The organism is Streptomyces sp. MH60 (genome assembly GCF_002939385.1).
GTDB lineage: Bacteria > Actinomycetota > Actinomycetes > Streptomycetales > Streptomycetaceae > Streptomyces.
This window is the reverse complement of record NZ_MULI01000057.1, coordinates 22,444-48,764: the sequence shown is the minus strand read 5'-3', so window position 1 is coordinate 48,764 and position 26,321 is coordinate 22,444. Positions and strand designations below refer to the sequence as shown.

Annotated in this window: 23 protein-coding genes and 1 riboswitch; of the genes, 15 read left to right on the top strand and 8 right to left on the bottom strand. The window is 72.9% G+C overall.

The features are described from left to right. Positions 1–586 precede the first annotated feature (586 nt). Complete coding sequence (locus tag BZZ08_RS39865) at positions 587–1,258, bottom strand: hypothetical protein (protein WP_104634979.1); 672 nt, start codon at positions 1,256–1,258, stop codon at positions 587–589. A gap of 294 nt (positions 1,259–1,552) precedes the next feature. Here BZZ08_RS39865 and purN point away from each other — a divergent pair, with 294 nt between their 5' ends. Continuing rightward, on the top strand, positions 1,553–2,200 hold the full coding sequence (purN, locus tag BZZ08_RS27840) for a phosphoribosylglycinamide formyltransferase (protein ID WP_104634978.1): 648 nt from the start codon (positions 1,553–1,555) through the stop codon (positions 2,198–2,200). Continuing rightward, complete coding sequence (gene purH / locus BZZ08_RS27835) at positions 2,197–3,774, top strand: bifunctional phosphoribosylaminoimidazolecarboxamide formyltransferase/IMP cyclohydrolase (protein WP_104634977.1); 1,578 nt, start codon at positions 2,197–2,199, stop codon at positions 3,772–3,774. Before purN ends, purH begins: the two co-directional genes overlap by 4 nt. Positions 3,775–3,873: 99 nt before the next feature. Here the strand turns inward: purH and BZZ08_RS27830 are convergent, their stop codons facing one another. From BZZ08_RS27830 to BZZ08_RS27815, 4 genes are all read right to left on the bottom strand, one after another. Beyond that, the gene (locus BZZ08_RS27830) at positions 3,874–4,344 is read right to left on the bottom strand and encodes a hypothetical protein (protein WP_104634976.1); all 471 of its coding nucleotides are present in this window, start codon (positions 4,342–4,344) and stop codon (positions 3,874–3,876) included. 125 nt (positions 4,345–4,469) lie between these two features. After that, on the bottom strand, positions 4,470–6,137 hold the full coding sequence (locus tag BZZ08_RS27825; RefSeq protein ID WP_104634975.1) for a serine/threonine protein kinase: 1,668 nt from the start codon (positions 6,135–6,137) through the stop codon (positions 4,470–4,472). Then, positions 6,134–6,880: an FHA domain-containing protein gene (locus BZZ08_RS27820; RefSeq protein ID WP_198601723.1), complete on the bottom strand. Its 747-nt coding sequence runs from the start codon at positions 6,878–6,880 to the stop codon at positions 6,134–6,136. The genes BZZ08_RS27825 and BZZ08_RS27820 overlap by 4 nt, the downstream gene beginning before the upstream one ends. Positions 6,881–7,020: 140 nt before the next feature. Further along, the gene (locus BZZ08_RS27815; protein ID WP_104634974.1) at positions 7,021–7,599 is read right to left on the bottom strand and encodes a hypothetical protein; all 579 of its coding nucleotides are present in this window, start codon (positions 7,597–7,599) and stop codon (positions 7,021–7,023) included. A gap of 319 nt (positions 7,600–7,918) precedes the next feature. Between BZZ08_RS27815 and BZZ08_RS27805 the strand changes: the two genes are divergently transcribed. The 9 genes from BZZ08_RS27805 (at position 7,919) to BZZ08_RS27765 (ending at position 19,882) form a co-directional block, all read left to right on the top strand. Further along, a complete protein-coding gene (locus BZZ08_RS27805) occupies positions 7,919–8,773 on the top strand; it encodes a bifunctional methylenetetrahydrofolate dehydrogenase/methenyltetrahydrofolate cyclohydrolase (protein WP_104634981.1) in 855 nt (284 codons plus the stop codon). Beyond that, positions 8,763–9,338 carry a DUF3017 domain-containing protein gene (locus BZZ08_RS27800; protein WP_198601722.1) on the top strand — a complete coding sequence of 192 codons (576 nt, stop codon included), beginning with the start codon at positions 8,763–8,765 and terminating at the stop codon, positions 9,336–9,338. Before BZZ08_RS27805 ends, BZZ08_RS27800 begins: the two co-directional genes overlap by 11 nt. A gap of 405 nt (positions 9,339–9,743) precedes the next feature. Further along, entirely contained in the window at positions 9,744–11,075 is a 1,332-nt protein-coding gene (locus BZZ08_RS27795; RefSeq protein ID WP_241965583.1) for a helix-turn-helix domain-containing protein, read from the top strand. Between the two features lie 376 nt (positions 11,076–11,451). Next, the gene (locus BZZ08_RS27790; protein WP_104634972.1) at positions 11,452–12,441 is read left to right on the top strand and encodes a malate dehydrogenase; all 990 of its coding nucleotides are present in this window, start codon (positions 11,452–11,454) and stop codon (positions 12,439–12,441) included. Between the two features lie 264 nt (positions 12,442–12,705). Beyond that, entirely contained in the window at positions 12,706–14,235 is a 1,530-nt protein-coding gene (locus BZZ08_RS27785) for an aldehyde dehydrogenase family protein (RefSeq protein ID WP_104634971.1), read from the top strand. Positions 14,236–14,291: 56 nt separating this feature from the next. Continuing rightward, positions 14,292–15,824, top strand: coding sequence for a GMC family oxidoreductase (locus BZZ08_RS27780; RefSeq protein WP_104634970.1), 1,533 nt, complete (start codon positions 14,292–14,294; stop codon positions 15,822–15,824). After that, the gene (locus BZZ08_RS27775) at positions 15,821–16,978 is read left to right on the top strand and encodes a quaternary amine ABC transporter ATP-binding protein (RefSeq protein WP_104634969.1); all 1,158 of its coding nucleotides are present in this window, start codon (positions 15,821–15,823) and stop codon (positions 16,976–16,978) included. The genes BZZ08_RS27780 and BZZ08_RS27775 overlap by 4 nt, the downstream gene beginning before the upstream one ends. Beyond that, complete coding sequence (locus tag BZZ08_RS27770) at positions 16,978–18,924, top strand: ABC transporter permease (RefSeq protein ID WP_104634968.1); 1,947 nt, start codon at positions 16,978–16,980, stop codon at positions 18,922–18,924. The genes BZZ08_RS27775 and BZZ08_RS27770 overlap by 1 nt, the downstream gene beginning before the upstream one ends. Before the next feature lies 1 nt (position 18,925). Beyond that, on the top strand, positions 18,926–19,882 hold the full coding sequence (locus BZZ08_RS27765) for an ABC transporter substrate-binding protein (protein WP_104634967.1): 957 nt from the start codon (positions 18,926–18,928) through the stop codon (positions 19,880–19,882). A 3-nt stretch (positions 19,883–19,885) separates the two neighbouring features. Here the strand turns inward: BZZ08_RS27765 and BZZ08_RS27760 are convergent, their stop codons facing one another. The 3 genes from BZZ08_RS27760 to BZZ08_RS27750 are packed head-to-tail and all read right to left on the bottom strand — an operon-like array spanning position 19,886 to position 21,569. Beyond that, positions 19,886–20,617: an isocitrate lyase/PEP mutase family protein gene (locus BZZ08_RS27760; protein ID WP_104634966.1), complete on the bottom strand. Its 732-nt coding sequence runs from the start codon at positions 20,615–20,617 to the stop codon at positions 19,886–19,888. Next, complete coding sequence (locus BZZ08_RS27755) at positions 20,614–21,063, bottom strand: carboxymuconolactone decarboxylase family protein (protein WP_104634965.1); 450 nt, start codon at positions 21,061–21,063, stop codon at positions 20,614–20,616. Before BZZ08_RS27755 ends, BZZ08_RS27760 begins: the two co-directional genes overlap by 4 nt. Beyond that, on the bottom strand, positions 21,060–21,569 hold the full coding sequence (locus BZZ08_RS27750; protein ID WP_104634964.1) for a carboxymuconolactone decarboxylase family protein: 510 nt from the start codon (positions 21,567–21,569) through the stop codon (positions 21,060–21,062). Before BZZ08_RS27750 ends, BZZ08_RS27755 begins: the two co-directional genes overlap by 4 nt. 46 nt (positions 21,570–21,615) lie before the next feature. On the opposite strand from BZZ08_RS27750, the gene pdxR reads away from it, so the two are divergent. The 4 genes from pdxR to BZZ08_RS27730 all read left to right on the top strand — a co-directional run bounded on the left by pdxR (position 21,616) and on the right by BZZ08_RS27730 (position 26,313). Next, entirely contained in the window at positions 21,616–23,001 is a 1,386-nt protein-coding gene (pdxR, locus tag BZZ08_RS27745) for a MocR-like pyridoxine biosynthesis transcription factor PdxR (protein ID WP_104634963.1), read from the top strand. An 87-nt stretch (positions 23,002–23,088) separates the two neighbouring features. Further along, positions 23,089–23,460 carry a hypothetical protein gene (locus BZZ08_RS27740; RefSeq protein ID WP_104634962.1) on the top strand — a complete coding sequence of 124 codons (372 nt, stop codon included), beginning with the start codon at positions 23,089–23,091 and terminating at the stop codon, positions 23,458–23,460. Positions 23,461–23,470: 10 nt separating this feature from the next. Beyond that, positions 23,471–24,655 (top strand): glutathionylspermidine synthase family protein, encoded by a 1,185-nt coding sequence (locus BZZ08_RS27735; RefSeq protein WP_104634961.1) that lies wholly within the window; start codon positions 23,471–23,473, stop codon positions 24,653–24,655. A gap of 95 nt (positions 24,656–24,750) precedes the next feature. Next, a riboswitch (ZMP/ZTP riboswitch) is annotated at positions 24,751–24,837 on the top strand. A 30-nt stretch (positions 24,838–24,867) separates the two neighbouring features. Next, entirely contained in the window at positions 24,868–26,313 is a 1,446-nt protein-coding gene (locus BZZ08_RS27730) for a glycine hydroxymethyltransferase (protein WP_104634960.1), read from the top strand. Positions 26,314–26,321 lie beyond the last annotated feature (8 nt).

Below are 26,321 nucleotides of genomic sequence, written 5' to 3'. Positions count from 1 at the left end.
GTGCTCGTCGCCCTGCTGGCCGCGTTCGCCGGAGGGCCGCTCGGGAGCGCCGCGCTCGCCCGGTTCGGGCCGGTGTGGTGGCAGGCCGGGGGAGCGACGCTGGCGTGGATCGGGGTGGTGGCGGTGCCGGTGGCCGTGGTGGCGCGGGCGTGGCGGTGCCGGGGCGCTGCCGCGCGGGAGGCGGTGGCCGAGGCGCCGGGGGCCGAGGAGGTGGCCGACGGGGGTGGGCGTCGGTGGGGGCGAGTCCGGGGCTCGGTGCCGTCCGTGGGGCGGGGGTGGCGGGGCGCGAAGGGCTCGAAGAGCTCGAAGGACGTGGAGGTGGGGGCGGGGACGGACGAGGACGCGGTGCCGTTCGGGTTGTACGACGAGGAGGGTGGTGCGGGGTACGACCTGCTGCCGGTCGACGGGGCTGGGGAGCCGGCTCGCGGCGGGGGGGGGGGGGGGGGGCGGGGTACCGACGGGGCCTCTTCGCCCCCGCCGCCCCTTCCCGTTCCCGTCCCCGGGGGCTGCCGCCCCCAGACCCCCGCTTCGGCCCTGGACGGGCCTCGTCCTCAATCGCCGGACGGGCTGGTGGTGACCGGGCCGGTCAGTCCTCCGAGCCCAGCAGTGGGCGCAGTTGCTCCGGCAGGTGGCGCTCGCAGGACTGTTGCGCCGCGTTGGTCAGGGCGTCCTCGCGGCAGGTGTAGTAGTCGCTGTAGATCAGCTGGGCGCCGAAGGACGCGGCGACCAGGAGGATGGCCAGGGACGACGTGACCAGGCCGCTGATCGCGGCGGTGCGTTGCGGGCGGCCGGTCTGCTCCGCGGGCGGGGCCGGGGTGTCCGGGTCGGAGGCGGCGCGGGGCTTGGCGCGCAGCGCGCTGATGCCCCAGTACAGCGCCAGGCCGCCGCTCGGGCTCTCGGGGCCGCCCGAACCGCCGGGCCGCTCGCCGAAGCCGCCGGGGGACCGGCCGGGCTGCCGGTCGCTCCACCGGCCGCCCCACGGGGAACGCCCGCCCTCGCCCTGGTCGCCCGACGAGCCCTGGGGATCGCCGTCGCCCGACGGGTGCCGCGGCTGCCAGGGGCGGTCCGGCGTGCCCTCCGGGGGCGGTGCGAACGGATTGTCCTGGTCGGTGGAGCCGTCCGGTCCGCCGCCGTTCCTCCGGTCCGAGGGCGTGTCGGGCGGTGACGAGGGGCGCTCGCGCAGCAGCACGGCGCTGCGCTCCCCTGGCTGCGCCGACTGCTGGGGGAGGGTGAGCAGTCGCAGGCTGCGGTCCGGCATCAACTGAGCGTCTTCCCCTTGGCGACGGTGAACGGGCGGCTGGTGGAACGGTGAGCTGGTGGAGCGGACGAACGGGTCGCTACGTCTGGTGAACGCCTGACGCACAGGCCGCGTTCCCGCCCCGGCTCCACGCAGACGCTACCTTCCGGCCACGCCCCCGTCCCGAGGGGGCCGTCCGGTGTGCCGGTATCGTTGCTGACGGTCGGCCGCTTCGTAGACTTCCCCGTATCCCGGGGCGCGAAGCATTCGTACGACCGTACAAACAGATCCGCCTCCCCGAGAAAGGCCCCCACCGTGGCCGCCACGCCCGTGGACCGGCGAGCCAAGCGCCTCGTCGTGCTGGTCTCCGGATCCGGCACCAACCTCCAGGCACTCCTCGACGAGATCGCCGCCACCGGAGCCGAGACCTACGGGGCCGAGATCGTGGCCGTCGGCGCCGACCGCGACGGGATCGAGGGGCTCGCCCGCGCCGAGCGCGCCGGGGTGGCGACCTTCGTGTGCAGGGTCAAGGACCACGGGACCCGTGAGGAGTGGGACGCGGCGCTCGCCGAGGCCGTCGCGGCCCACGAGCCGGACCTCGTCGTCTCGGCCGGGTTCATGAAGATCGTGGGGAAGGAGTTCCTCGCACGGTTCGGCGGGCGGTTCGTCAACACCCACCCCGCCCTCCTCCCCAGTTTCCCGGGGGCCCACGGTGTGCGGGACGCGCTCGCGTACGGCGCCAGGGTCACCGGCTGCACCGTCCACTTCGTCGACGACGGCGTCGACACCGGCCCGATCATCGCGCAGGGCGTGGTGGAGGTCCGGGACGAGGACTACGAAGACGAAGGTGTCGCTCTGCACGAGCGCATCAAGGAAGTCGAGCGAAGGCTGCTCGTCGATGTCGTGGGGCGGCTCGCCCGCAACGGCTATCGCATTGAGGGACGAAAGGTAGTTATCCAGTGACCGCCACCGCCACCGCCGGGAGCAACAAGCGGGCCATCCGTCGCGCGCTCGTCAGCGTCTACGACAAGACCGGGCTCGAAGAGCTCGCGCGCGGGCTGCACGAGGCCGGCGTCGAGCTGGTCTCCACCGGGTCGACCGCCGGGCGGATCGCCGCCGCCGGTGTCCCCGTCACCAAGGTCGAGGAGCTGACCGGCTTCCCCGAGTGCCTGGACGGCCGGGTCAAGACCCTGCACCCCAAGGTGCACGCCGGCATCCTCGCCGACCTGCGCCTGGAGAGCCACCGGCAGCAGCTCGACGAGCTGGGCGTGGCCCCGTTCGACCTGGTCGTGGTCAACCTCTACCCGTTCCGCGAGACCGTCGCCTCGGGCGCCACGGCCGACGAGTGCGTCGAGCAGATCGACATCGGCGGTCCCTCCATGGTGCGCGCCGCCGCCAAGAACCACCCCTCCGTCGCGGTCGTCACCAGCCCGGCCCGGTACGCCGACGTGCTCTCCGCGGTCAAGGACGGCGGCTTCGACCTGGCCGCCCGCAAGCGCCTGGCCGCCGAGGCCTTCCAGCACACCGCCGCGTACGACGTGGCCGTCGCCTCCTGGTTCGCCTCCGAGTACGCCCCCGTCGACGAGTCCGGGTTCCCCGACTTCCTCGGCGCCACCTACGAGCGCGCCCACACCCTGCGCTACGGCGAGAACCCGCACCAGCCCGCCGCCCTCTACACCTCCCCCGAGGGCGGTGGCCTCGCGCGGGCCGAGCAGCTGCACGGCAAGGAGATGTCGTACAACAACTACACGGACACGGACGCCGCCCGCCGTGCCGCGTACGACCATGCCGAGCCCTGCGTCGCGATCATCAAGCACGCCAACCCCTGCGGCATCGCGGTCGGCGCGGACGTCGCCGAGGCGCACCGCAAGGCGCACGACTGCGACCCGCTGTCCGCGTTCGGCGGCGTGATCGCGGTCAACCGGCCGGTCTCCAAGGAGATGGCCGAGCGGGTCGCCGAGATCTTCACCGAGGTCATCGTCGCGCCGGACTACGAGGACGGCGCGCTCGAAGCCCTCACCAAGAAGAAGAACATCCGCGTGCTGCGCGCCCCCGAGGCCCCCGCCGCCCCGGTCGAGGTCAAGCCCGTCGACGGCGGCGCCCTCCTCCAGGTCACCGACCGCCTCCAGGCCGAGGGCGACGACCCCGCCACCTGGACCCTCGCCACCGGCGAGGCCCTGTCCGGGGCGGAGCTGGCCGAGCTGGCCTTCGCCTGGAAGGCGTGCCGGGCCGTCAAGTCCAACGCCATCCTCCTCGCCAAGGACGGCGCCTCGGTCGGCGTCGGCATGGGCCAGGTCAACCGCGTCGACTCCGCGAAGCTCGCGGTGGAGCGGGCGGGCGCCGAGCGCGCGCAGGGGGCGTACGCCGCCTCCGACGCCTTCTTCCCCTTCCCGGACGGCCTGGAGATCCTCACCGAGGCCGGCGTGAAGGCCGTGGTCCAGCCCGGTGGCTCGGTCCGCGACGAACTGGTCGTCGAGGCGGCGAAGAAGGCCGGCGTGACGATGTACTTCACGGGAACGCGGCACTTCTTCCACTGACGTCCTGGCGTCCGGACGCCCTGACCGCGAAACGGCGGCCCCCGGTCCCCTCCGAGGAGGGGACCGGGGGCCGCCGCGGTGGCGGACCCGGTAGGCGGATCAGCAGGGGCGCAACGACCAGATCGGGTCCCAGGTCGCGGTGCCCGCCTGGTAGGCCGTCGACGTCCAGCGGACACTGCCGTCCCGGTTGAAGAACTTGGCGACCGTGCCCCGCGTCTGGTTGTTGGTGAACGGGCCGTCGCCGGTCCAGTTGGTCAGGTTCCACGTCTGGCACTTGTAGAAGTCGAACTTCGTGCCGTTGACGACCATGCACAGGTGGCCGTAGTCGCAGGCCAGGTCCTGGGCGCCCTTGGTCACGGGCGCGTCCGTCACGGTCAGGCCCTCGTACTCGACCGCGTCGGCACTCACGTGCAAGGGCTTCGGGATGTCGGCCAGCACCTGGCCGGCCTTCTGCTGGAGGCCGGTCACCCGGGTGCCGCCGGGACTGTCGGCGGCCGTGGCCGCGACCGTGGACCCGGCGGCCAGGGCCGTGGCCGCGAGGAGGAGTACTGCGGGCTTGACGATCTTCATTCTCGTTCCCCCGTGAACGTCGATGCCGTACCGGTCGAGGTGGTCGGACCGGTCCTGCCGCCGAGGCGGTGTGCTCACACCGTGCCCCGGGACGCCCGCCGCGGGGAACCTCGGAACTCCCAGGGTCACTCCCCGCCCCGGGGCGTGTACTCCTTGAGGTGGTGAGCGACGCGGTCGGCGTAGTCGCGGTACTTCGGGGGAACCCCGCCCGCGTCGTTCACCTTCCGGTACGACGTCCGGTACGCGGCGGCGACCAGCACGCTGCGGTCGCCCGGCAGGCCGGCGTCGAGGCGGGGCGCGATCCAGCACAGGTAACGCCCCATCGCGGGAATGGACTCGGCGGGCGGGAACGGCGGCTGGGGCACGGTCTCGCCCGGGGTGCCGTCCTCGTTCATCCACCAGCGCAGCACGCTCGGGGTCCAGCGGGCGATGCCGTACTCGTCCTTGGCCGGGTCGGCGAGGTCCGGGTCGAAATCGCTCTCGACCTTCAGCATGGCGGCGATCAGGGCCGGGCTGACCTCCTTGTGTCCGCAGTCGTGCGCCGTCTCGACGATCAGCAGGCGGTAGGCGGGCGGGACGTCCCGGTCGGTGCGCAGTTCGGCCGCGCCGTAGGAGGCGGCGGCGACGCTCGCGGTGCCGCCGGGGCGCGGACGCGCCACGGGATCCCGGCCGCCGTCGGTCCAGCGGGCGACGCCGTAGCCGAGCGCGGCGAGGGCGAGGAGTATCGCGGCCGCGGCGGCCAGGACCCCGCGCCGGGGGCGGGTGCGGGGCCGGAGCGAGAACCCCGCCGTGCCGATCGCGCCGCCCGCCGCGTCCGTCACCCGGCGCAGCAGGGCGTCGGTGCCGATCCGGTCGGCGTGCGTACGGGTCAGGCACGCCCGCACGATCTCCCGCCATGCCGGCGGCAGTTCGGGGGACAGGCGAAGCTCGTGGGTGCCGCGGGCGTAGGCGACGGCGGCGTCGCGGCGGGCCGTCGGGGTGCCGCCGGGCAGCGGGAAGGAACCCGTGAGCACCAGGTGGGCCAGGACGCCGAAGGCCCACACGTCGGCGGAGGGGCGGATCCGGCGGCCCCGTTCACCGATCTCGGACCACAGCAGCTCGGGCGGGGTGTAGTCCGGGGTGGAGAAGGCGGGCGTGTACGCGTGGGTGCCCTCCAGCTCGGCGGCCATGTTGAAGTCGGCGAGCCGTACCGAACCGTCCGCCATGAGCAGCACGTTGGCCGGTTTCAGGTCGCCGTGCACCCAGCCCGCCCGGTGCAGTTGCTGCAGGCCCTCGCAGACCTGCGCGAGCAGCGCGGGCCCGGCCTGCGGTCGGGGCGCGGCGGCGAGCAGGGCGGACAGCGAGCCCTCGGCCCGCTCCAGGACGAGGACGGTGGCACCGTCGAGCCGGGGGTGGGCGGGGTCGTCGACGGTGAGGGTCTCGTACATCCGGATCAGCCGGGGCCGCCGCAGCCGGCGCAGCAGCTCGACCTCGCGCTCGACCAGATCCCGCAGGTGGGACAGCTGCCGCGGGGTGCCGGTGCCGGTGGGCAGGAACTTCAACGCGACGGTGCCGGGCAGATCCTCGCCACCGCCACCGCCACCGCCACCGCCACCGCCACCGCCACCGCCACCGCCACCGCCACCACCACCGCCACCGCCACCGCCGGTGCCGACGCCACCCACGCCCACGGTGCTGTCCGTGCGCCGCCCCGCGTACACGCTGCCGAAGGCGCCGGTCGCGAGCGGCTCGCGCACCTCCCAGGCGCCCACCCGGTACCCCCTGGGCACCGGGACGGCGTACGGCTCGGTCATCGCAGCGCCCGTCCGGACGGTGCCGCGAGGACCACCAGGTCGTCCTCGCGGACCAGGTCGAAGCGGAGCGCCAGCGAGACCAGCGACTCCTTCTTGCCGTTCAGCCGCGGACCCGGCTCGGCGGTCTCCGGGCCCGGCTTCAGCCGCAGCTTCACGGCGAGGTAGTCGATGTTCCACTGCACCGACGTACGCGAGGCGGCCGGCCAGGCCGGGCGGAGCCGCTCGACGACCTGGTCCATGGTCGGCAGCGGTGCGTGCGGCGCCCCGCGCAGCCTCGGCTCGCACAACGCGGCCAGCACCGCGAAGTACCGCTTGGTGCGGTCGACGGAGAAGGCCGGGGCGGTCGGCTCGCCGTCGGCGCCGTCCTCGCCGCGCAGATAGTCGTGGCGCGGCGCCCACACCTCGACCGGGAGCAGGTCACCGGCGGCGGGCAGCACGATCCGCGAGAACTCGAACGGCACCGGTGCGTCGAGGCGGCCCGGCGCCACCTTGATGTGCTCGCCCGCGCCCTCCGGGTTCTCCACCACGTAGGTCTGGTGGGCGGAGAGGTTGCTCAGGGTCCAGAAGGTGCCGTGCGCCGCGATCTCACCGGCTCTGCGGGACACCCCGTCGTGCCCGATCCGCAGCCCGCCCTCGGGCACGGACCGCCCGAAGACGAGCCGTTCGCCGGGCGCGAGCCGGTACTGGGTGCGGGTGGGTTCGTCCTCCGTGGTCGGCGGAGGTACCACGATGATGCTGTACAAGGTGCGTCTCCCCGTGCCTGACGGCTACCCACGCCAGACTAGGGCGACGCACCGGGGCCGTGCCCCCCTCGTACGGGTGAGACACGGCCCCGGGTGGTGATTGGCGAGAACTGTTCAGTCGCCGCTGCTCGGTCCGGCTGTCAGTAGCGGGGACGCTTGTACCAGGCCGAGCCGTTGGAGTTCCCGACGAACACGGCGACCAGGATGGCGAGCACCGTGTGGACCAGGCCCACGACGATGAACGGGTACAGACCGAGGATCGCGGTGATGATGGCGAAGATCATGGTCGCTATGCGGACGCCGTTGCCGCCGCTGCCGACCTTGATCGCCAGTACGAGCGCGATCGCGCCCCACACCAGCGCGAACGCCACGAGACCCCACAGCATGCCGGACGAGTAGTCGGCCAGTTGCTGGAAGGCGGCGTCGTCCTTGAGCTGGTCGTCGTTCTTCGCGGCGTCCACGCTCGCGGCGCTGATGGCGAACAGGGCCACGCCGACGAGCTGGAGGCCGAAGATGACCCACAGCATGACGCGGGCCGCGCTGACAGTGCCGGGCATCGAGGTCGGGGCGGCCGGGTAGCCGTAGCCGGCCGACACCGGGGGCGCCTGGGGGTAGCCGTAACCGGGCTGGCCCTGGGGCTGCTGCTGCGGGTAGCCGTAGTTCGGCTGCTGGCCGCCCTGGGGCGGGCCGTAGGGGTTGTTGGGATCGCCGAAACTCATGGCGGGTCTTCCTCCGTCGCTGTCAAGTGCGGGGACGACGCGCGGCTCGACTCGGAGGAGATTCTGCTCGAGCGGTTCGTCCCCCCGGTACGGCCCCGCGGCACTGTGCAGCCCAATCGTTCTTGACCGAACTCTTACTTGTCCAGCCCGTTCACAAGGCGTTGTGCAAGTGCAACAACATCGATCATGAGCGGATACGGCGGGACGTGTCCCGTGGCGTCCCGAAGGTTCCCGCGCGGTGCCCGCATGCCGGCTTGAGCGGTGCCCGCATGCCGACCTGATTGGAACCGGGGGCCGGTCATCCGCGAGGATGGGGGGTATGACCGCCCAGATTCTCGATGGCAAGGCCACCGCAGCCGCGATCAAGTCCGAACTGGCCGCCCGCGTGGCGGCGCTGAAGGAGAGGGGTGTCACACCCGGCCTCGGCACCGTCCTGGTCGGTGACGATCCAGGCAGCCAGAAGTACGTCGCCGGCAAGCACCGCGACTGCGCCCAGGTCGGCATCGCCTCCATCCAGCGCGAACTGCCCGCCACGGCCACGCAGGAGGAGATCGAGGCGGTCGTCCGCGAGCTGAACGAGGACCCGGCCTGCACCGGCTACATCGTCCAGCTGCCGCTGCCCAGGGGCATCGACGAGAACCGCATCCTCGAACTGATGGATCCGGACAAGGACGCGGACGGCCTGCACCCGATGAACCTGGGCCGCCTCGTCCTGAACGAGCCGGCGCCGCTGCCCTGCACCCCCAACGGCATCCTCACCCTCCTGCGCCGCTACGGCGTCGAGATCAAGGGTGCCGAGGTCGTGGTCGTCGGCCGCGGTGTCACCATCGGCCGCCCGATGCCGCTGCTGCTCACCCGGCGCAGCGAGAACGCCACCGTCACCCAGTGCCACACCGGCACCCGTGACCTGGCCGCCCACCTCAAGCGGGCGGACATCGTCATCGCCGCGGCCGGCTCCCCGCACCTGGTCCGCCCCGAGGACGTCAAGCCGGGCGCGGCCGTCCTCGACGTCGGCGTTTCCCGCAACGCCGAGGGCAAGATCATGGGCGACGTGCACCCCGGGGTGGCCGAGGTGGCCGCCTGGATCTCCCCGAACCCCGGCGGCGTCGGCCCCATGACCCGGGCCCAGCTGCTCGTCAACGTGGTGGAGGCGGCGGAGCGCAGTGCCGGCTGAGGACACCGACGCCGAGCGTCCGCAGCACACGGAGCCCGGGCAGCGCCCGGGTGGCCGGGAGGCCCCGGACGCCCGCACGAACCCCGCTGCCGACGAGCGCCCCGACCCGTCCGGCACCGCCGACGACATCACCGTCCGCGACCCGGTCAGCGCGCCGGACGCGGAGGGCAGGCCGCGCCGGACGACCCGGCGGTTCCCGCTCTTCACCCGCGACACCGCCCGCCCCGAGGGCGGCGGCCGGGCCGCGGGCGGTGACGCCCCGGCGCCCGCCCGGCAGTGGCCGGTGCTCACGGTGGTGCTGCTGGTCGGGCTCGGCCTGCTGCTGACCGCCCTCGGCGTCTTCCGCTGGGGGACGCTGCTGATCGGCGCCGCGCTGCTCGCGGGCGGTGCGCTGCGCTGGGTGCTGCCCGACGTCGGCATGCTCGCCGTGCGCTCGCGCTTCACGGACATCGCGACCTACGGAGTCTTCGGGCTCTCCATCGCCCTGCTGGCGCTGATGGCCCAGCCGAACCCGGTGCTGGAGATCCCGTTCCTCAAGGACACGCTCCACTTCACGGTCAGTTAGCGGTGCGCACGGCGGCCCGTCCTCACCCCCGTGGAAGGACGGGCCGCCGTCGGCACCAACCCTCCTGCACGGTGAACGCCCTGTTCAACGCCTGGCAGGGCGCTGTGGCACGGAAGTGACCGTTCCGCTACTCGGCTACGCGACCTGTTCTCGGGGGTTCCGTTCCGGTCACGGGAACGCCGATGGGACACTGGACCACGGGTCGGTGGGCGTGCGACGGTGCACGTTCGCGGCCTCTGTGCTCCTGTGCGCCCCCACCCCGGGAACTGGGATCCTGACCGGGCGCATCCCTGTGGGTAGCCAGAACCAGGTACCGCGCGGGGGACGCCGCGCGCGGGGACCAGCGGGGGATCGACCAGCACGCCACCGGGGGAAGAGGGGGAAGCAGTGCCTCGTTGGAAGGCCTTGCCGGATGAACTCGATCCGCAGATCAGGGAGTTCACCAGTCAGCTGCGCCGGCTCGTGGACCGCAGCGACCTGAGTGTCGCGTCGGTGGCCGACGCCACGGGCTACAGCAAGACGTCCTGGGAGCGCTATCTGAACGGCCGGCTGCTGGCCCCGAAGGGCGCCATCGTGGCCCTGGCCGAGGTGACCGGGACCAACCCCGTCCACCTCACCACCATGTGGGAGCTGGCCGAGCGCGCCTGGAGCCGCTCGGAGATGCGCCACGACATGACCATGGAGGCCATCCGGATCTCCCAGGCCCGCGCCGCGCTCGGCGAACTGGGCACGCCCGCGGCCAAGTCGGGCAACGCCGGGCCCAAGCGGGGCAACGACGGCAGGAACGGCAAGGGGAGCCGGACCGGCCGTCACGGTGGCGGCGCCGCCACCGGGGTCGCCGGGCCGGCGGGTGTGTCGCCCACGCTGCCGCCCACGGTCCCGGCCCAGCCGACGGCCGCCGACAGCCCCGACTCGGTGCTCGGCGCGGTCCGGGACGGCGGTGGACCCGGTACCGCCCCGGTCCCGTCCTCCGGCGGAGCGACCGACGGCAACTCCTGGGGCCTCGCCGGATACCGGGGCCCCGCGCCGACCGGCGACCGCGCGTCCCGCTCCGGGCCCCGGACCGGCACCGGCACCGGGGAGGCGGCGGCGCCGCCGAGCACACCCGCCGCCTCCTACGGCACCGCACCCGCCGCGCCGTACGGCACCGGCGTCGGATCCGGCAACGGCACCGGCCCCTCGGGCACGTACGGCGAGCCCCCGCACGGCGACCCCCGCCCGTCCGGCCGGCCCCCGGGCGGCGGGAAGAAGCGGATGACCACCGTGGTCGCGGGCGTCGTCGGCGTCCTCGTCGTGATCGCGGGCGCCTTCTTCCTCCTGAGAGACGGCGGCGACCAGAAGGATGAGGGCACCAAGCCCTCCCCGTCGCCCACCGTGAGCAGCGAACCCTCGCTGCCGCCGGGCGTGAAGTGCGCCGGCGACGCCTGCACCGGCAAGGACCCCGAGGTCATGGGCTGCGGCGGCGACCTGGTGACCACCGGCGCGACCACCGTCGTCGGCACCGCCGCCGTCGAGGTCCGGTACAGCAAGGTCTGCGGTGCCGCGTGGGCCCGGGTCACCCAGGCCGCGCAGGGCGACGAGGTCCAGGTGAGCGCCGGCGGTGCGAACGAGCAGCGGGCGACGGTCGGCAATGCCGGCGACACCGTCGCGTACACCATGATGGTCGCCGTGAACTCCGCGGCCGATGCCACCGCCTGCGCGACGCTGGCCTCGGGGCAGCAGGGCTGCACGAACTAGGCGCGCGAGGAGGCGGGCAGCGGGCCGATGAAGAAAAGTCGGCCCGCACAGGAATGCTCCGCGGCGTGCCGGGCACGCGAGAAGTACCCCCACGGGAGTCCGGCAACGGTATCCCCGAACGGCGGTCGCCTTCGTCCCTCCTCTCCCGGACAGGCGGCCGCCTCTTTCTCGTGGCCGGGCGTGCCCGGCTCCGTGCCCCGTTCCGCGCGCACGGGTGATCCGGCGGCGGTCCTGTGGGCCGGGCCACACCGACCCGGACGTGCCGGACACCACGGGCGCGATAGCCTGACGGCTGGATCGATCTCTTGATACCAAGAGATCGATCAAACGCCCGGGGCCGGGACGCCCCACCGCCAGCTGTCATACGGAGAACGCCATGACTCGCACTCCCGTGAACGTCACCGTCACCGGCGCGGCCGGCCAGATCGGTTACGCCCTGCTCTTCCGCATCGCCTCCGGCCAGCTGCTCGGCGCGGACGTGCCGGTCAAGCTGCGCCTCCTGGAGATCACCCCGGCGCTCAAGGCCGCCGAGGGCACCGCGATGGAGCTGGACGACTGCGCGTTCCCGCTCCTCCAGGGCATCGAGATCACCGACGACCCGAATGTCGCCTTCGACGGCGCCAACGTCGCCCTCCTCGTCGGCGCCCGCCCCCGCACCAAGGGCATGGAGCGCGGCGACCTCCTGGAGGCCAACGGCGGCATCTTCAAGCCGCAGGGCAAGGCCATCAACGACCACGCCGCGGACGACATCAAGGTCCTCGTCGTCGGCAACCCGGCCAACACCAACGCCCTGATCGCCCAGGCCGCCGCCCCGGACGTACCCGCCGAGCGCTTCACCGCGATGACCCGCCTCGACCACAACCGCGCGCTGACCCAGCTCGCGAAGAAGACGGGCTCGACGGTCGCCGACATCAAGCGTCTGACCATCTGGGGCAACCACTCCGCCACCCAGTACCCGGACATCTTCCACGCCACGGTCGCCGGCAAGAACGCCGCCGAGACCGTCAACGACGAGAAGTGGCTGGCCGACGAGTTCATCCCGACGGTCGCCAAGCGCGGCGCCGCCATCATCGAGGCCCGCGGCGCCTCCTCGGCCGCCTCCGCCGCCAACGCCGCCATCGACCACGTCTACACGTGGGTCAACGGCACCGCCGACGGCGACTGGACCTCGATGAGCATCCCGTCGGACGGCTCCTACGGCGTCCCGGAGGGCATCATCTCCTCCTTCCCGGTCACCACGAAGGACGGCTCGTACGAGATCGTCCAGGGCCTGGACATCAACGAGTTCTCCCGCGCCCGCATCGACGCCTCCGTCAAGGAGCTGTCGGAGGAGCGCGAGGCGGTCCGCGGTCTCGGCCTCATCTGAGCCCGCCCCGACGCCCGCACGGGCTCCCGGCGTTCCCGGCTTCCCCGGCGCTCTCGGCGAGCATCCGAACCTCACCGAGCGGCTGATCCTGACCGAGACAGTCCACCCGTTTCACCCTTCTCGTCGCTTTTATCCGTGATGCGCCGCACTTTCGATGACCGAATCGGCATGCATACGGGGCAGTGGGGCAGGGGCTCACGGTCCCCGAGAGTGGCATGCGCGTGACGCAGGGGCGTTGACCAGGAACGGAAGGCACATCCCACCATGGCGAACAGAACGGAAACCCGGACCGAGCGGGCCCACCGGACCATCCATGCGGGCGGCGAGTGGCTCGCGGCGTCCTCCGGCGCCACCCGCGAGATCATCGATCCCGCGGACGCCCTGCCGTTCGCCGTGGTCGCGGAGGGCGACGAGAAGGACACCGACCTCGCGGTGGCCGCCGCCCGGCGCGCCTTCGACACCGGCGAGTGGCCGCACGCCCCGGTCGCCGGACGCGCCGCCCTGCTGCGCCGCGTCGCCGACCTCCTCGTGCGCGACCGCGAGGAACTCGGCCTCCTGGAGAGCCGCGACGCGGGCAAGACCGTCGAGGAGGGGCGCGTCGACATCGACTGCGTCGCCGACGCCTTCCGCTACTTCGCCGACCTGGTGGCCGGGGAGGCTCCCGGCCGGGTCGTCGACGCGGGCTCGCCCGACGTCCACAGCGTCGTCGTGCACGAACCGGTCGGCGTCTGCGCGATGATCACACCCTGGAACTACCCGCTGCTCCAGGCCAGTTGGAAGATCGCCCCGGCCCTCGCCGCCGGCAACACCTTCGTGATCAAGCCGAGCGAGATCACGCCGCTCACCACGGTCGCCCTGATCGACCTGCTCGTCGAGGCCGGCCTCCCCACCGGCGTCGCGAACATCGTCACCGGCCCCGGCCACACCGTCGGCGCCCGGCTCGCCGACCACCCCGACGTCGACCTGGTCTCCTTCACCGGCGGCCTGATCAGCGGCACCAAGGTCGCCCAGGCCGCCGCCGTCACCGTCAAGAAGGTCGCCCTCGAACTCGGCGGCAAGAACCCCAACGTCGTCTTCGCCGACGCCTGCGCGACTGAGGAGGGCTTCGACACCGCCGTCGACCAGGCCCTCAACGCCGCCTTCATCCACAGCGGCCAGGTCTGCTCCGCGGGCGGCCGCCTCATCGTCGAGGAGTCCGTCCGCGAACGCTTCGTCGCCGAACTCGCCCGCCGTGCGGAGAAGATCCGCCTCGGCCGCGGCACCGAGGACGGCGTCGAGTGCGGCCCGCTCGTCTCCGCGCAGCAGCGCGCCAAGACCGAGGACTACGTCGCCTCCGCCCTCGCCGAGGGCGCCGTACTGCGCTGCGGCGGCAAGCGCCCCGAGCCGTCGCCCCAGCGGCCCGAGAGCGGCTACTTCTACGAGCCGACCGTCCTCGACCACTGCCACCGCGAGATGCGGGTGGTACGGGAGGAGGTCTTCGGACCGGTCCTCACCGTCGAGACCTTCCGTACCGAGGACGAGGCCGTAGCCCTCGCCAACGACACCGAGTACGGTCTGGCCGGTGCCGTCTGGACCGCCGACGCGGGACGGGCCCGCCGGGTCGCGGGCCGGCTGCGGCACGGCACCGTGTGGATCAACGACTTCCACCCCTACCTGCCGCAGGCGGAGTGGGGCGGCTTCGGCAAGAGCGGCGTCGGCCGCGAACTCGGCCCCGCGGGCCTGGCCGAGTACCGCGAGAGCAAGCACGTCTACCAGAACCTCGCCCCGAAGCCCGTCCGCTGGTTCGCCGGCTGACCACTCCCGTCTCCGTACCTCCCCGCACCATCCGCTCGCCCCACTGGAGTACCCGCATGCCAGAAAGCACTCACGTCTACGACTACGTCGTCATCGGCGGCGGCACCGCGGGATCGGTGATCGCCTCCCGCCTCACCGAGAACCCGGACGTCACCGTCGCCGTCATCGAGGGCGGTCCCAGTGACGTCGGCCGCGACGACGTGCTCACCCTGCGCCGCTGGATGGGCCTGCTCGGCGGCGAACTGGACTACGACTACCCCACCACCGAGCAGCCGCGCGGCAACTCGCACATCCGGCACAGCCGCGCCCGCGTCCTCGGCGGCTGCTCCTCGCACAACACCCTCATCGCCTTCAAGCCGCTGCCGTCCGACTGGGACGAGTGGGAGGCGGCCGGCGCCAAGGGCTGGGGCGCGGTGCAGATGGAGGCGTACTTCGCCCGGCTGAAGAACAACATCGTCCCGGTCGACGAGAAGGACCGGAACGCCATCGCCCGCGACTTCGTCGAATCCGCCCAGAAGACGCTGGAGGTCCCCCGGGTCGAGGGCTTCAACCAGAAGCCGTTCAACGACGGCGTCGGCTTCTTCGACCTCGCCTACCACCCGGAGAACAACAAACGCTCGTCGGCGTCGGTGGCGTACCTGCACCCCGTGATGGACGAGCGCGCCAACCTCACGCTGATGCTGGAGACCTGGGCGTACCGGCTCGAACTCGACGGCACCCGCGCCGAGGGCGTCCACGTCCGCACCAAGGACGGCGAGGAGATCCTGGTCAAGGCACGCAACGAGGTGGTCCTCAGCGCCGGCGCCGTCGACTCGCCGCGCCTGCTGCTGCACTCCGGCATCGGCCCGAAGGACCAGCTGGAGTCCCTCGGCATACCCGTGGCGCTCGACCTGCCCGGCGTCGGCGAGAACCTGCTCGACCACCCCGAGTCGGTGATCGTGTGGGAGACCGACGGGCCCATCCCGGACAACTCCGCGATGGACTCCGACGCGGGTCTGTTCGTGCGCCGCGACCCCGAACACGCGGGCCCCGACCTGATGTTCCACTTCTACCAGATCCCGTTCACGGACAACCCGGAGCGCCTCGGCTACGAGCGCCCCGAGTTCGGCGTCTCCATGACCCCGAACATCCCCAAGCCGAAGTCCCGCGGCCGCCTCTACCTGACCAGCGCCGACCCGTCCGTGAAGCCCGCCCTGGACTTCCGCTACTTCACCGACGAGGACGACTACGACGGCCGCACCCTCGTCGACGGCATCCGCATCGCCCGCGAGATCGCCAAGTCCCAGCCGCTGGCCGGCTGGCTCAAGCGCGAGGTCTGCCCCGGCCCGGACGTCACCGGCGACGAGGAGCTGAGCGAGTACGCCCGCAAGGTCGCCCACACCGTCTACCACCCGGCCGGCACCTGCCGCATGGGCGCCGCCACCGACGAGCAGGCCGTCGTCGACCCCGAGCTGCGCGTCCGCGGCCTGACGGGCCTGCGCATCGCCGACGCCTCCGTCTTCCCGGCCATGCCCGCCGTCAACCCGATGATCGGCGTCCTCATGGTCGGCGAGCGCGCCGTCGAGCTGATCGGCGGTGACGCCCGATGAGCAAGGCATCCAACTCCACCGCCGCCGCCACCGACACGGTGGCCGAGCGCCCGCCGGTCTTCTCCGTGGACGGCCTGTGGAAGGTCTTCGGACCCAAGGCCGCCCGGGTCCCCGCCGCCCCGGACCTCGCCGCCCTGAGCCCGGCCGAGCTGCGCTCCCGCACCGGCTGCACCGCCGCCGTCGCGGACGTCTCCTTCGACGTGCGCAAGGGCGAGGTCTTCGTCGTCATGGGCCTGTCCGGCTCCGGCAAGTCCACCCTCGTACGCTGCCTGACCCGCCTCATCGAGCCGACGGCCGGGTCCATCGCCATCGACGGCGAGGACGTCCGCGCGATGGACAGGTCCCGGCTGCGCGCACTGCGGCGCCACCGTGCCGCCATGGTCTTCCAGCACTTCGGCCTGCTCCCGCACCGCACGGTCCTGGACAACGTGGCCTACGGCCTGGAGGTCCAGGGCATGGGCCGCGCCGAGCGCCGCGAACGCGCCGCCGCGATCGTCGCCAAGGTCGGCCTGGAGGGCCTGGAGCACCGCCGCCCCGGCCAGCTCTCCGGCGGCCAGCGCCAGCGCGTCGGCCTCGCCCGCGCCCTCGCCGTCGACCCCGAGGTGCTGCTCTTCGACGAGCCGTTCAGCGCGCTGGACCCGCTGATCCGGCGGGACATGCAGGAGGAGGTCGTCCGGCTGCACCGCGAGGAGGGCCGCACGATGGTCTTCATCACCCACGACCTCCAGGAAGCCCTCAAGCTCGGCGACCGCATCGCCCTGATGCGCGACGGCCGGGTGGTGCAGCTCGGCACCCCGGAGGAGATCGTCGGCTCGCCCGCCGACGACTACGTCCGCGAGTTCGTCCGCGACGTCCCGCGCGAACAGGTCCTCACCGTCCGCACGGCGATGCGCCCCGCCGCCTCCTCCGACGAGGCGGGCACGGGCCCGGCGATCCGCCCCGAGGCCACGGTCTCGGAGGCCATCGAGGCCGTAGCGAGGGCAGGCTCCCCGGCCCGCGTCATGGACCAGGGCCGCTGCCTGGGCGTGGTGAACGCGACCGACCTCCTGTCGGTGGTGGCCGGCACAACAGCCGCGCCCCCCGCGGCAGAGGCGACCGGCGAGCGTCGCGAGCCGACCGACCCCGGCCCAGCCACCACCGAGGAGCCGGTCTGATGGCAGCGATCACCGCAGTGCCCCCCAAACCCGCCCCGCCGGGCATCCTCACCCATCCCGCCACCCGCAAGCTCCTCGCCCTCGCCCTCGCGGCAGCGATCCTCACCCCCCTGGCCATCACGCAGTGGCCCGGCACCCCCTGGCCCACCGCCCTCACCGTCGACGTCTCCGAACCCCTCGGCAAGGCCAGCGACTGGATCATCGACAACCGGGACAGCCACCCGCTGTTCCTCTACTTCTTCGGCCACGTCAGCAACATCGTCGTCATCGCCGTACGCGCCGTGTACCTCGCCCTCCTCGCCGTCGGCTGGGCCGGGGTCACCGCGATCGGCGCCCTGGTCGCCTGGCGGGTGGCCGGCGTCAGGCTCGCGGCAGGCACCGCCGCCGCGTTCCTGGCCTGCGGCCTGCTCGGCATGTGGGTACCGACGATGCAGACCCTCGCCCTGATGGTCGTCGCCGTCCTCGCGTCGGTCGTAGTCGGCGCCCTGCTGGGCCTCGCCGCGGGCCTCTCCGACCGGATGGACCGCGTCCTGCGCCCGGTGCTCGACACCATGCAGGTGCTGCCCGCCTTCGCCTACCTCCTCCCCGTCGTCCTGGTCTTCGGCATCGGCGTCCCCGCCGCCGTCCTGGCCACCGTCGTCTACGCCGCCCCGCCCATGGCCCGGCTCACCTCGCTGGGCCTGCGCGGCGCGGACAAGGAGGTCCTGGAGGCCGTCGAGTCCCTCGGCACCACCGCCCGCCAGCGGCTGCTGACCGCCCGCGTCCCGCTGGCCCGCAAGGAACTCCTCCTCGGCCTCAACCAGACGATCATGATGGCGCTGTCCATGGCCGTCATCGCCTCCGTCATCGGCGCCGGCGGCCTCGGCGACCGCGTGTACCAGGCGCTCGCCTCGGTCGACGTCGGCGCGGCCCTCGCGGCCGGCATCCCGATCGTGCTGCTCGCCGTCGTCCTGGACCGCGTGACCGGCGCGGCGGGGGAGCGGCTGGGCGAGGCCGGGAAGTCCCCGGTGACCTGGCTGTACGCGCTCGTCGTCGCCGCGGCCGTCGCGCTCGCCGGACGCCTGGCCGGCCTCCTCGACTGGCCCGACGGGTGGGAGGTGGACATCGCCGAGCCCGTCAACCGGGCCGTCGACTGGATGACCGCCCACCTGTACTCCGGCGTCCCCGTCGTCGGCGGTACCGCCGACTGGGCCGCGCACTTCACCAGCTGGGTCCTCAACCCGCTGCGCGACGGCCTCCAGTGGCTGCCCTGGTGGTCCGTACTCCTGATCGTCGCCGCCCTGGCCTGGCTGATCGGCACCTGGCGCACCGCGCTCACCGCCGTCCTCGCGATGGCCGCGATCGGCGTGCTCGGCGTGTGGGACCCGTCCCTGGACACGCTCTCGCAGGTGCTCGCCGCCGTCGCCGTGACCCTGGTCGTCGGCTTCGCCACCGGCATCGCCGCCGCCCGCAGCGACCGCTTCGAACGCCTGCTGCGGCCCGTCCTCGACGTCTTCCAGACCATGCCGCAGTTCGTGTACCTGATCCCGGTCGTCGCCCTGTTCGGCGTGGGCCGCGCGCCCGCCGTGGCCGCCGCGGTCGTCTACGCCCTCCCGGCCGTCGTCCGCATCACCACCCAGGGGCTGCGCCAGGTCGACCCGGCCGCCCTGGAGTCGGCCCGCTCGCTCGGCGCCACCAGCGGCCAGCAGCTGCGCCAGGTCCAGCTCCCGCTGGCCCGCCCGGCCCTGCTGCTCGCCGTCAACCAGGGCGTCGTCCTGGTCCTCGCCGTCGTCATCATCGGCGGCCTGGTCGGCGGTGGCGCGCTCGGCTACCAGGTCGTCTTCGGCCTGGCCCAGGGCGACCTGGCGACCGGCCTGGTCGCGGGCGCCGCGATCGTCTGCCTCGGCCTGATGCTCGACCGGGTCACCCAGCCCACCGAACGCCGTACGACCAAGAAGGGGGCCTGAGATGCGACTGCGCACGACCTCCGCGCTCGCGGGCGTGGCCGCGCTGACCCTGCTGACCGGCTGCGGCGCCGCCGACATGACCAAGCAGGCGTCCCCGTACGCCAACGCCCAGGGCGCCAAGACCGTCACCCTGTCCGTGCAGTCCTGGGTCGGCGCCCAGGCCAACGTGGCCGTCGCCCAGTACCTGCTGGAGCACGAGCTGGGCTACCGCGTCGACACCGTCCAGGTCGACGAGGTCCCCGCCTGGGACGCGCTCAGCCAGGGCCGCGTCGACGCCATCCTGGAGGACTGGGGCCACCCCGAGCAGGAACAGCGCTACGTCCAGGACAAGAAGACCATCGCCGCGGGCGGCGACCTCGGCGTCACCGGCCACATCGGCTGGTTCGTCCCGACGTACTTCGCGAAGAAGCACCCGGACGTCACCGACTGGAAGAACCTCAACAAGTACGCCGACCTGCTGCGCACCGCGGAGAGCGGCGGCAAGGGCCAGCTCCTGGACGGCTCCCCGTCCTACGTCACCAACGACAAGGCCCTGGTGAAGAACCTGGACCTGGACTACCAGGTCGTCTTCGCCGGCTCCGAGGCTGCCCAGATCACCCAGATGCAGCAGTTCGCCAAGGAGAAGAAGCCCTTCCTCAGCTACTGGTACACCCCCCAGTGGCTGATGGAGAAGGTCCCGATGACCGAGGTGAAGCTGCCGCCGTACAAGGAGGGCTGCGACGCGGACCCGGCCGAGGTCGACTGCGCCTACCCCGTCACCCCGCTGCAGAAGTACCTCAACGCCGGCTTCGCGAAGGACGGCGGCAAGGCGGCCGAGTTCCTGAAGAACTTCACGTGGACGACCGAGGACCAGAACCAGGTCTCCCTGATGATCGCCGAGCAGAAGATGCGGCCCGAGGAGGCGGCGAAGAAATGGGTGGACGGCCACGAGTCCGTCTGGAAGAAGTGGCTGCCCTGACCCTCATCGCCCCGGCCGGGCCGCGAGCCGTTCCGCGTGCTCCCGCACCGCCTGCTCGGCCTGCCGCTGGAGCCCCGGCCCGAAGGTGATCCGGGTGGCCCCGAGTCCGCCGAGTTCGGCGGGCGAGGGGCCCTGGCCGGGACGCGCGACCACGTTCACCGGCCCCTGGATGCCGGCCCGCAGCAGGGGCAGTACGGCGGTGGGGGCGGCGATGGGGTACACGCAGTCGGCGCCCGCGGCGACGTATGCCGCCGCCCGTCCGATCGCCGCCCCCGGATCGTCGACCCCCCGGATGAACGTGTCGATCCGGGCGTTCAGGAACAGCCGGTCACCGGCCTCGTCCCGCACCTCGGCCAGCCACGCGGCGTGCTCCGCCGGGTCCTTGAGCCCCTCGCGGGTGGAGTCCTCCAGGTTGCAGCCGACGACGCCCGCCTCCAGGAGCCGCTCCACCAGCTCCTTCGGCGCCAGCCCGTACCCGCCCTCGACGTCGGCCGACACGGGCACGTCCACGGCGCGCGCGATCCGCGCGACGGCCGCGAACATCTCGTCGGCCGGGGTCCGCCCGTCCTCGTACCCGAGCGAGGCCGCCACCCCGGCGCTCGGTGTCGCGAGCGCCGGGAACCCGGCCTCCGCGAACACCCGGGCGCTCGCCGCGTCCCAGGGGCCCGGCAGGACGAGGGGGTCGTCCGGGACCCGGCCGTGGTGCAGAGCGCGGAACGCGGCGACGTGACTCACGGTGTGTAACCCCCCGGTGGGACCCTGCGGCCGACCATCAGCCGGTTCCAGCTGTTGATGGCGGTGATCAGCCCGATCAGATGGGCCAGTTCGCCGTCGCCGAAGTGTACGGCGGCCTCCTCGTACACCGCGTCGGGCACGAAGCCCTCGGTCAGGACGGTCATCGCCTCGGTCAGCGCGAGCGCGGCCCGCTCCCGCTTGTCGTACAGGTCCTCCGCCTCCTGCCAGGCGGCGAGCAGACCGAGACGCTCCTCGTCCACGCCGTTCCCGCGGGCCAGGGTGAGGTGCATGTCCAGGCAGAACGCGCAGTGGTTGAGCTGCGAGGCCCGGATCATCACCAGCTCGGCGAGGACGGGGTCGCCGAGGCCCTTCTTGCCCGCCGCGCTCAGCGCGGACAGCGCCTGCCCGACCTCCCGGTCCAGGAGTTGGGTGCGCGCCGTGCTCACGCGGGCCGGCCGGGCGTGTAGTGACCCGGCGTCATCCGGCAGGTCACGCCGAACCGGTTCCAGGCGTTGATCGTCGTGATCGCGGCGATCAGCTGCGCCAGCTCCGGCTCGTCGAAGTGCTCGGCGGCCTTCTCGTACACCTCGTCCGGCACGAAACCGTCGGTCAGCACGGTGACCGCCTCGGTCAGCTCGATCGCCGCCAGCTCCTTCTCCGTGTAGAAGTGCCGCGACTCCTCCCAGGCGGCCAGCTGCACGATCCGCTCCACGCTCTCCCCGGCGGCGAGGGCGTCCTTGGTGTGCATGTCGAGGCAGAGGGCGCAGTGGTTGATCTGCGAGGCGCGGATCTTCACCAGTTCGTACAGCGCCGGGTCCAGCCCCCGCTTGGCGGCGGTCTCCAGCCGGATCATCGCCTTGTAGACCTCGGGCGCGTGCTGGGACCAGTTCAGCCGGACGGGCACCTCGGCGGCGCGATCCCCGGACTTCGTGTCATCGGTGTGTGTCGTCATGCCTCGACCCTAGGAAGGAAGCAGCCCAGCGGTATGGTCCACTTCCATGGCGAGATCATGGGCCACTCTCGGCGTCGACCTGCACCTGGAACCCACCGGTCCCGGCCTGCGCCGCGGCCTCACCGACGCCCTGCGCGAGGCCGTCCGCACCGGCCGCCTGGGCCCCGGCACCCGGCTGCCCTCGTCCCGCGTCCTCGCCGCGGACCTCGGCATCGCCCGCAACACCGTCGCCGACGCCTACGCCGACCTCGTCGCCGAGGGCTGGCTCACCGCCCGCCAGGGCTCGGGCACCCGCGTCGCCGAACGCGTCGCCGCCCCGCCGTCCCGCACCTCGGCCCGACGCCCCGCGGGGCACGCCCGCCCCACCTACGACCTGCGCCCCGGCACCCCCGACCTCGCCTCCTTCCCGCGCACCGCGTGGCTCAGGGCCGCCCGCCGCGCCGTCACCTCCGCTCCCCACGACGCCCTCGGGTACGGCGACGGCCGCGGCCGGCCCGAGCTGCGCGCCGCGCTGGCCGGTTACCTCGCCCGGGCCCGGGGCGTGCGCGCCGACCCCGAGACGCTGCTGGTCTGCGGCGGCTTCGCGCACGGTCTCGTGCTGCTGGCCGGCGTGCTGCGGGCGCGCGGCGTGCACACCGTGGCCGTCGAGTCGTACGGCCTCCACGTCCACCGCGATCTGCTCACCCGGGCCGGCCTGCGGACCGTTCCGCTGCCCGTCGACGACCGCGGAGCGGACACCGGGGCGCTCACGGACGCGGGCGCCGTGCTGCTCACCCCCGCCCACCAGTTCCCGACCGGCGTCCCGCTGCACCCCGACCGCAGAGCGGCGGTGGTGGCCTGGGCGCACCGCACCGGCGGGCTGATCCTGGAGGACGACTACGACGGCGAGTTCCGCTACGACCGCCAGTCCGTCGGCGCCCTCCAGGGACTGGACCCCGACCGCGTCGTGTACCTGGGCACCGCCAGCAAGTCCCTGGCCCCCGGACTGCGCCTGGGCTGGATGGCGCTGCCGCCGTCCCTCGTCGGGGACGTCCTGGACGACCCGACGAGCCGTACCCCGGGCGTGCTCGACCAGCTGACCCTCGCGCAGTTCCTCGACTCCGGCGACTACGACCGGCACGTGCGGTCCGCCCGCCTGCGCTACCGGCGCCGCCGCGACGCCCTGGTGGCCGCCCTCGCCGAGCGCGCCCCCGCGGTCCGCGTCAGCGGCATCGCCGCCGGACTGCACGCCGTCCTCCCGCTGCCGTCCGGCACCGAACGGCAGGTCGCACGGGCCGCCGCCTGGCACGGACTCGCGGTCCACAGCCTGTCCATGTTCCGGCACCCGGACGCGTCCCTCCCCCCGCTGGACGCCCTCGTCGTCGGTTACGGCACCCCGCCCGACCACGCCTGGGCGGGGGCTCTGGACGCGCTGTGCCGGGCGCTGCCGTAAAGTCCACCCGCGGCGGGGCCGTACACTCGACCGGCCCAACTGTCGTACAACCGCACGGACACGGCACGGACAACGGGGGACAGGGACATGGCCACAGCCCGGCGACGGCTGCGGTCGAGCACCGTGGTGCTCGGCGGCATGGGAATGCTCGCGGCGGCCCTGAGCGCGTGCGGTTCGGACCCCGACCGCCGCTGCGTGGACCGCGACAGCTACGACTACCTCAACGGCTACAAGGTCGTCGCCGACAAGAACTGCAAGTCCGGCTCGTCCGGCAGCTCGTCCGGCAAGGGCGGCAAGGGCGGCAAGAAGAAGACCGGCTCGTCGAAGTCCGTGGGCGACGCCGACTGGTACTACGACGCCGACGTCAGCAGCGGCTGGGCCGACTCCGGCACCTTCAGCCGGTCCGAGGCCGTCGACCGGGGCGGCTTCGGCTGCTCGGGCGGCAGCGGCGGCGGCTGAGGACGGGACCGTGGAACGCCGTACCACCGACCCCCGCCCCGGCTGGCAGCAGACCGTCGAGGAACAGGGGCTGATCTACCCCCTGACCCGCTACCCCGACGACTCCCTGCGCCCCTACTGGGACGAGAGCGCGTACTACGTCTTCTCCCTGCCCGAGGTCGAGGCCCTGGAGGAGGTCGTCGAGGAGCTGCACCGCATGTGTCTCGCGGCCGCCGGGCACATCGTCGCCGAGGACCGCTTCGCCGACCTCGGCATCACCGACCCGCGCGTCGTCCGCGCGGTCACCGAGGCCTGGCACCGCCGCGCCGAACTCCCCTCCGTCTACGCCCGCTTCGACCTGCGCTACGACGGCACCGGCCCCGCCAAGCTCCTGGAGTACAACGCGGACACCCCGACCTCACTCGTCGAGGCCGCGTCCCCGCAGTGGTTCTGGATGGAGGAGCGCTTCCCCGGCGCCGACCAGTGGAACAGCCTCCACGAGCGACTCGTCGACGCCTGGAGGAAGCAGGCCGCGCTTCTCCCGCCCGGCAACCCGCTGTACTTCGCGCACTCCTCGGACGACGAACTCGGCGAGGACCTCATGACGGTCGCCTACCTCAAGGAGACCGCCGAGCAGGCCGGCCTGGAGACCGACTGGATCTCCATGGAGGAGATCGGCTGGGACCGCCTCTCCGGCCGCTTCGTCGACAACAAGCTGCGCTTCATCCGCAGCCTCTTCAAGCTCTATCCCTGGGAGTGGCTCACCACGGACCGCTTCGCCGGCCACGTCCTGGACACCCTCGACAACGGCGGCGGCACCGGCACCACCCTGTGGATCGAGCCCGCCTGGAAGATGCTGCTCAGCAACAAGGCCCTGCTGGCGATCCTCTGGGAGCTGTACCCCGGCCACCCGAACCTCCTCCCCGCCCACCTGGACGGCCCGCGCGACCTGGCCACCACGACCGGCTGGGTCGCCAAGCCCCTCCTGGGCCGCGAGGGCGCCGGCGTCACGGTCCACCCCCCGGACACCGACCCCGCCCCCCGTCCCGAACCGTGCTGCTACCAGGAGCTGGCCCCCCTCCCCGACTTCGACGGCAACCGCGTCGTCCTGGGCGCCTGGGTGGTGGAGAACGAGTCGGCGGGCCTGGGCATCAGGGAGTCGAGCGGCCTGATCACGGACGAGTACGCGAGATTCCTCCCCCACGTGATCCTTTGAACGGTGCACCCGCACTCCGCGACGGGACACCAACCACGCAGACGCTCCCGCATCGCGGACACGCAAGGCACCGGCAGAACACACCCGGTACCCTGACCCCGGGCCGTGACTGGCGCGCGAGGATGGGACGAACCATCGGGAAGCGGTCCGAGCGACGAGTGCCGAGCGCCTGGGCCGACCTGAACGCTGATGCCGACGTCCGGAGGCCCCCCGTGCCCGCAGAGATCTCTCCCGAGTCCACCGCTTACCGAGCCGCGCTCGACGTCATCCGCACCGTCGAACCCCGCGTGGCGGACGCCATCGGCCAGGAGGTCGCCGACCAGCGCGAGATGCTCAAGCTGATCGCCTCCGAGAACTACGCCTCCCCGGCCACCCTCCTGGCGATGGGCAACTGGTTCAGCGACAAGTACGCCGAGGGCACCATCGGCCGCCGCTTCTACGCCGGCTGCCGCAACGTCGACACCGTCGAGGCCCTGGCCGCCGAGCACGCCCGCGAGCTGTTCGGCGCCCGCCACGCCTACGTCCAGCCGCACTCCGGCATCGACGCCAACCTGGTCGCCTTCTGGGCCGTCCTCGGCGCCCGCGTCGAGGTGCCCTTCCTGGAGCAGGCCGGCGCCCGCCAGGTCAACGACCTGACCGACGCCGACTGGGCCGAGCTGCGCCAGGCCTTCGGCAACCAGCGGATGCTCGGCATGTCCCTGGACGCCGGCGGCCACCTCACCCACGGCTTCCGCCCCAACATCTCCGGCAAGATGTTCGACCAGCGCTCCTACGGCACCGACCCGGCCACCGGTCTGATCGACTACGAGGCCCTGCGCGCCTCCGCCCGCGAGTTCAAGCCGCTGATCATCGTCGCGGGCTACTCCGCGTACCCCCGGCTGGTGAACTTCCGGATCATGCGCGAGATCGCCGACGAGGTCGGCGCGACCCTCATGGTCGACATGGCGCACTTCGCGGGCCTGGTCGCGGGCAAGGTGCTCACCGGCGACTTCGACCCGGTCCCGCACGCCCAGATCGTGACGACGACCACGCACAAGTCGCTGCGCGGTCCGCGCGGCGGCATGGTCCTGTGCGACGACTCCCTCAAGGACCAGGTCGACCGCGGCTGCCCGATGGTCCTCGGCGGCCCGCTCCCGCACGTCATGGCCGCCAAGGCCGTCGCCCTGGCCGAGGCCCGGCAGCCCGCGTTCCAGGACTACGCGCAGCGCATCGTCACCAACGCCCGCGCGCTCGCCGAGGGCCTGACCAAGCGCGGCGCCACCCTGGTCACCGGCGGCACGGACAACCACCTCAACCTGATCGACGTGGCGTCCTCCTACGGCCTCACCGGCCGCCAGGCCGAGGCCGCGCTCCTCGACTCCGGCATCGTCACCAACCGCAACGCCATCCCCGCCGACCCGAACGGCGCCTGGTACACCTCCGGCATCCGCATCGGCACCCCGGCGCTGACCACGCGCGGTCTCGGCACCGCGGAGATGGACGAGGTCGCGGGCCTGATCGACCGGGTGCTGACCACGACGGAGCCCGGTACCACCAAGTCCGGCGCCCCCTCCAAGGCCTCCCACGTCCTCGACGCGAAGGTCGCCGACGAGATCTCCCACCGCGCGAGGGACCTGGTGGCCGGCTTCCCGCTGTACCCGGAGATCGACCTCGGCTGAGGCCCGCG

Coding starts and splice junctions, on each gene's coding strand:
- BZZ08_RS39865 (WP_104634979.1), bottom strand. CDS start 1,258: ATGCCGGACCGCAGCCTGCGACTGCTCACCCTCCCCCAGCAGTCGGCG.
- BZZ08_RS27830 (WP_104634976.1), bottom strand. CDS start 4,344: ATGAAGATCGTCAAGCCCGCAGTACTCCTCCTCGCGGCCACGGCCCTG.
- BZZ08_RS27825 (WP_104634975.1), bottom strand. CDS start 6,137: ATGACCGAGCCGTACGCCGTCCCGGTGCCCAGGGGGTACCGGGTGGGC.
- BZZ08_RS27815 (WP_104634974.1), bottom strand. CDS start 7,599: ATGAGTTTCGGCGATCCCAACAACCCCTACGGCCCGCCCCAGGGCGGC.
- BZZ08_RS27805 (WP_104634981.1), top strand. CDS start 7,919: ATGACCGCCCAGATTCTCGATGGCAAGGCCACCGCAGCCGCGATCAAG.
- BZZ08_RS27790 (WP_104634972.1), top strand. CDS start 11,452: ATGACTCGCACTCCCGTGAACGTCACCGTCACCGGCGCGGCCGGCCAG.
- BZZ08_RS27785 (WP_104634971.1), top strand. CDS start 12,706: ATGGCGAACAGAACGGAAACCCGGACCGAGCGGGCCCACCGGACCATC.
- BZZ08_RS27780 (WP_104634970.1), top strand. CDS start 14,292: ATGCCAGAAAGCACTCACGTCTACGACTACGTCGTCATCGGCGGCGGC.
- BZZ08_RS27775 (WP_104634969.1), top strand. CDS start 15,821: ATGAGCAAGGCATCCAACTCCACCGCCGCCGCCACCGACACGGTGGCC.
- BZZ08_RS27770 (WP_104634968.1), top strand. CDS start 16,978: ATGGCAGCGATCACCGCAGTGCCCCCCAAACCCGCCCCGCCGGGCATC.
- BZZ08_RS27765 (WP_104634967.1), top strand. CDS start 18,926: ATGCGACTGCGCACGACCTCCGCGCTCGCGGGCGTGGCCGCGCTGACC.
- BZZ08_RS27750 (WP_104634964.1), bottom strand. CDS start 21,569: ATGACGACACACACCGATGACACGAAGTCCGGGGATCGCGCCGCCGAG.
- pdxR (WP_104634963.1), top strand. CDS start 21,616: ATGGCGAGATCATGGGCCACTCTCGGCGTCGACCTGCACCTGGAACCC.
- BZZ08_RS27740 (WP_104634962.1), top strand. CDS start 23,089: ATGGCCACAGCCCGGCGACGGCTGCGGTCGAGCACCGTGGTGCTCGGC.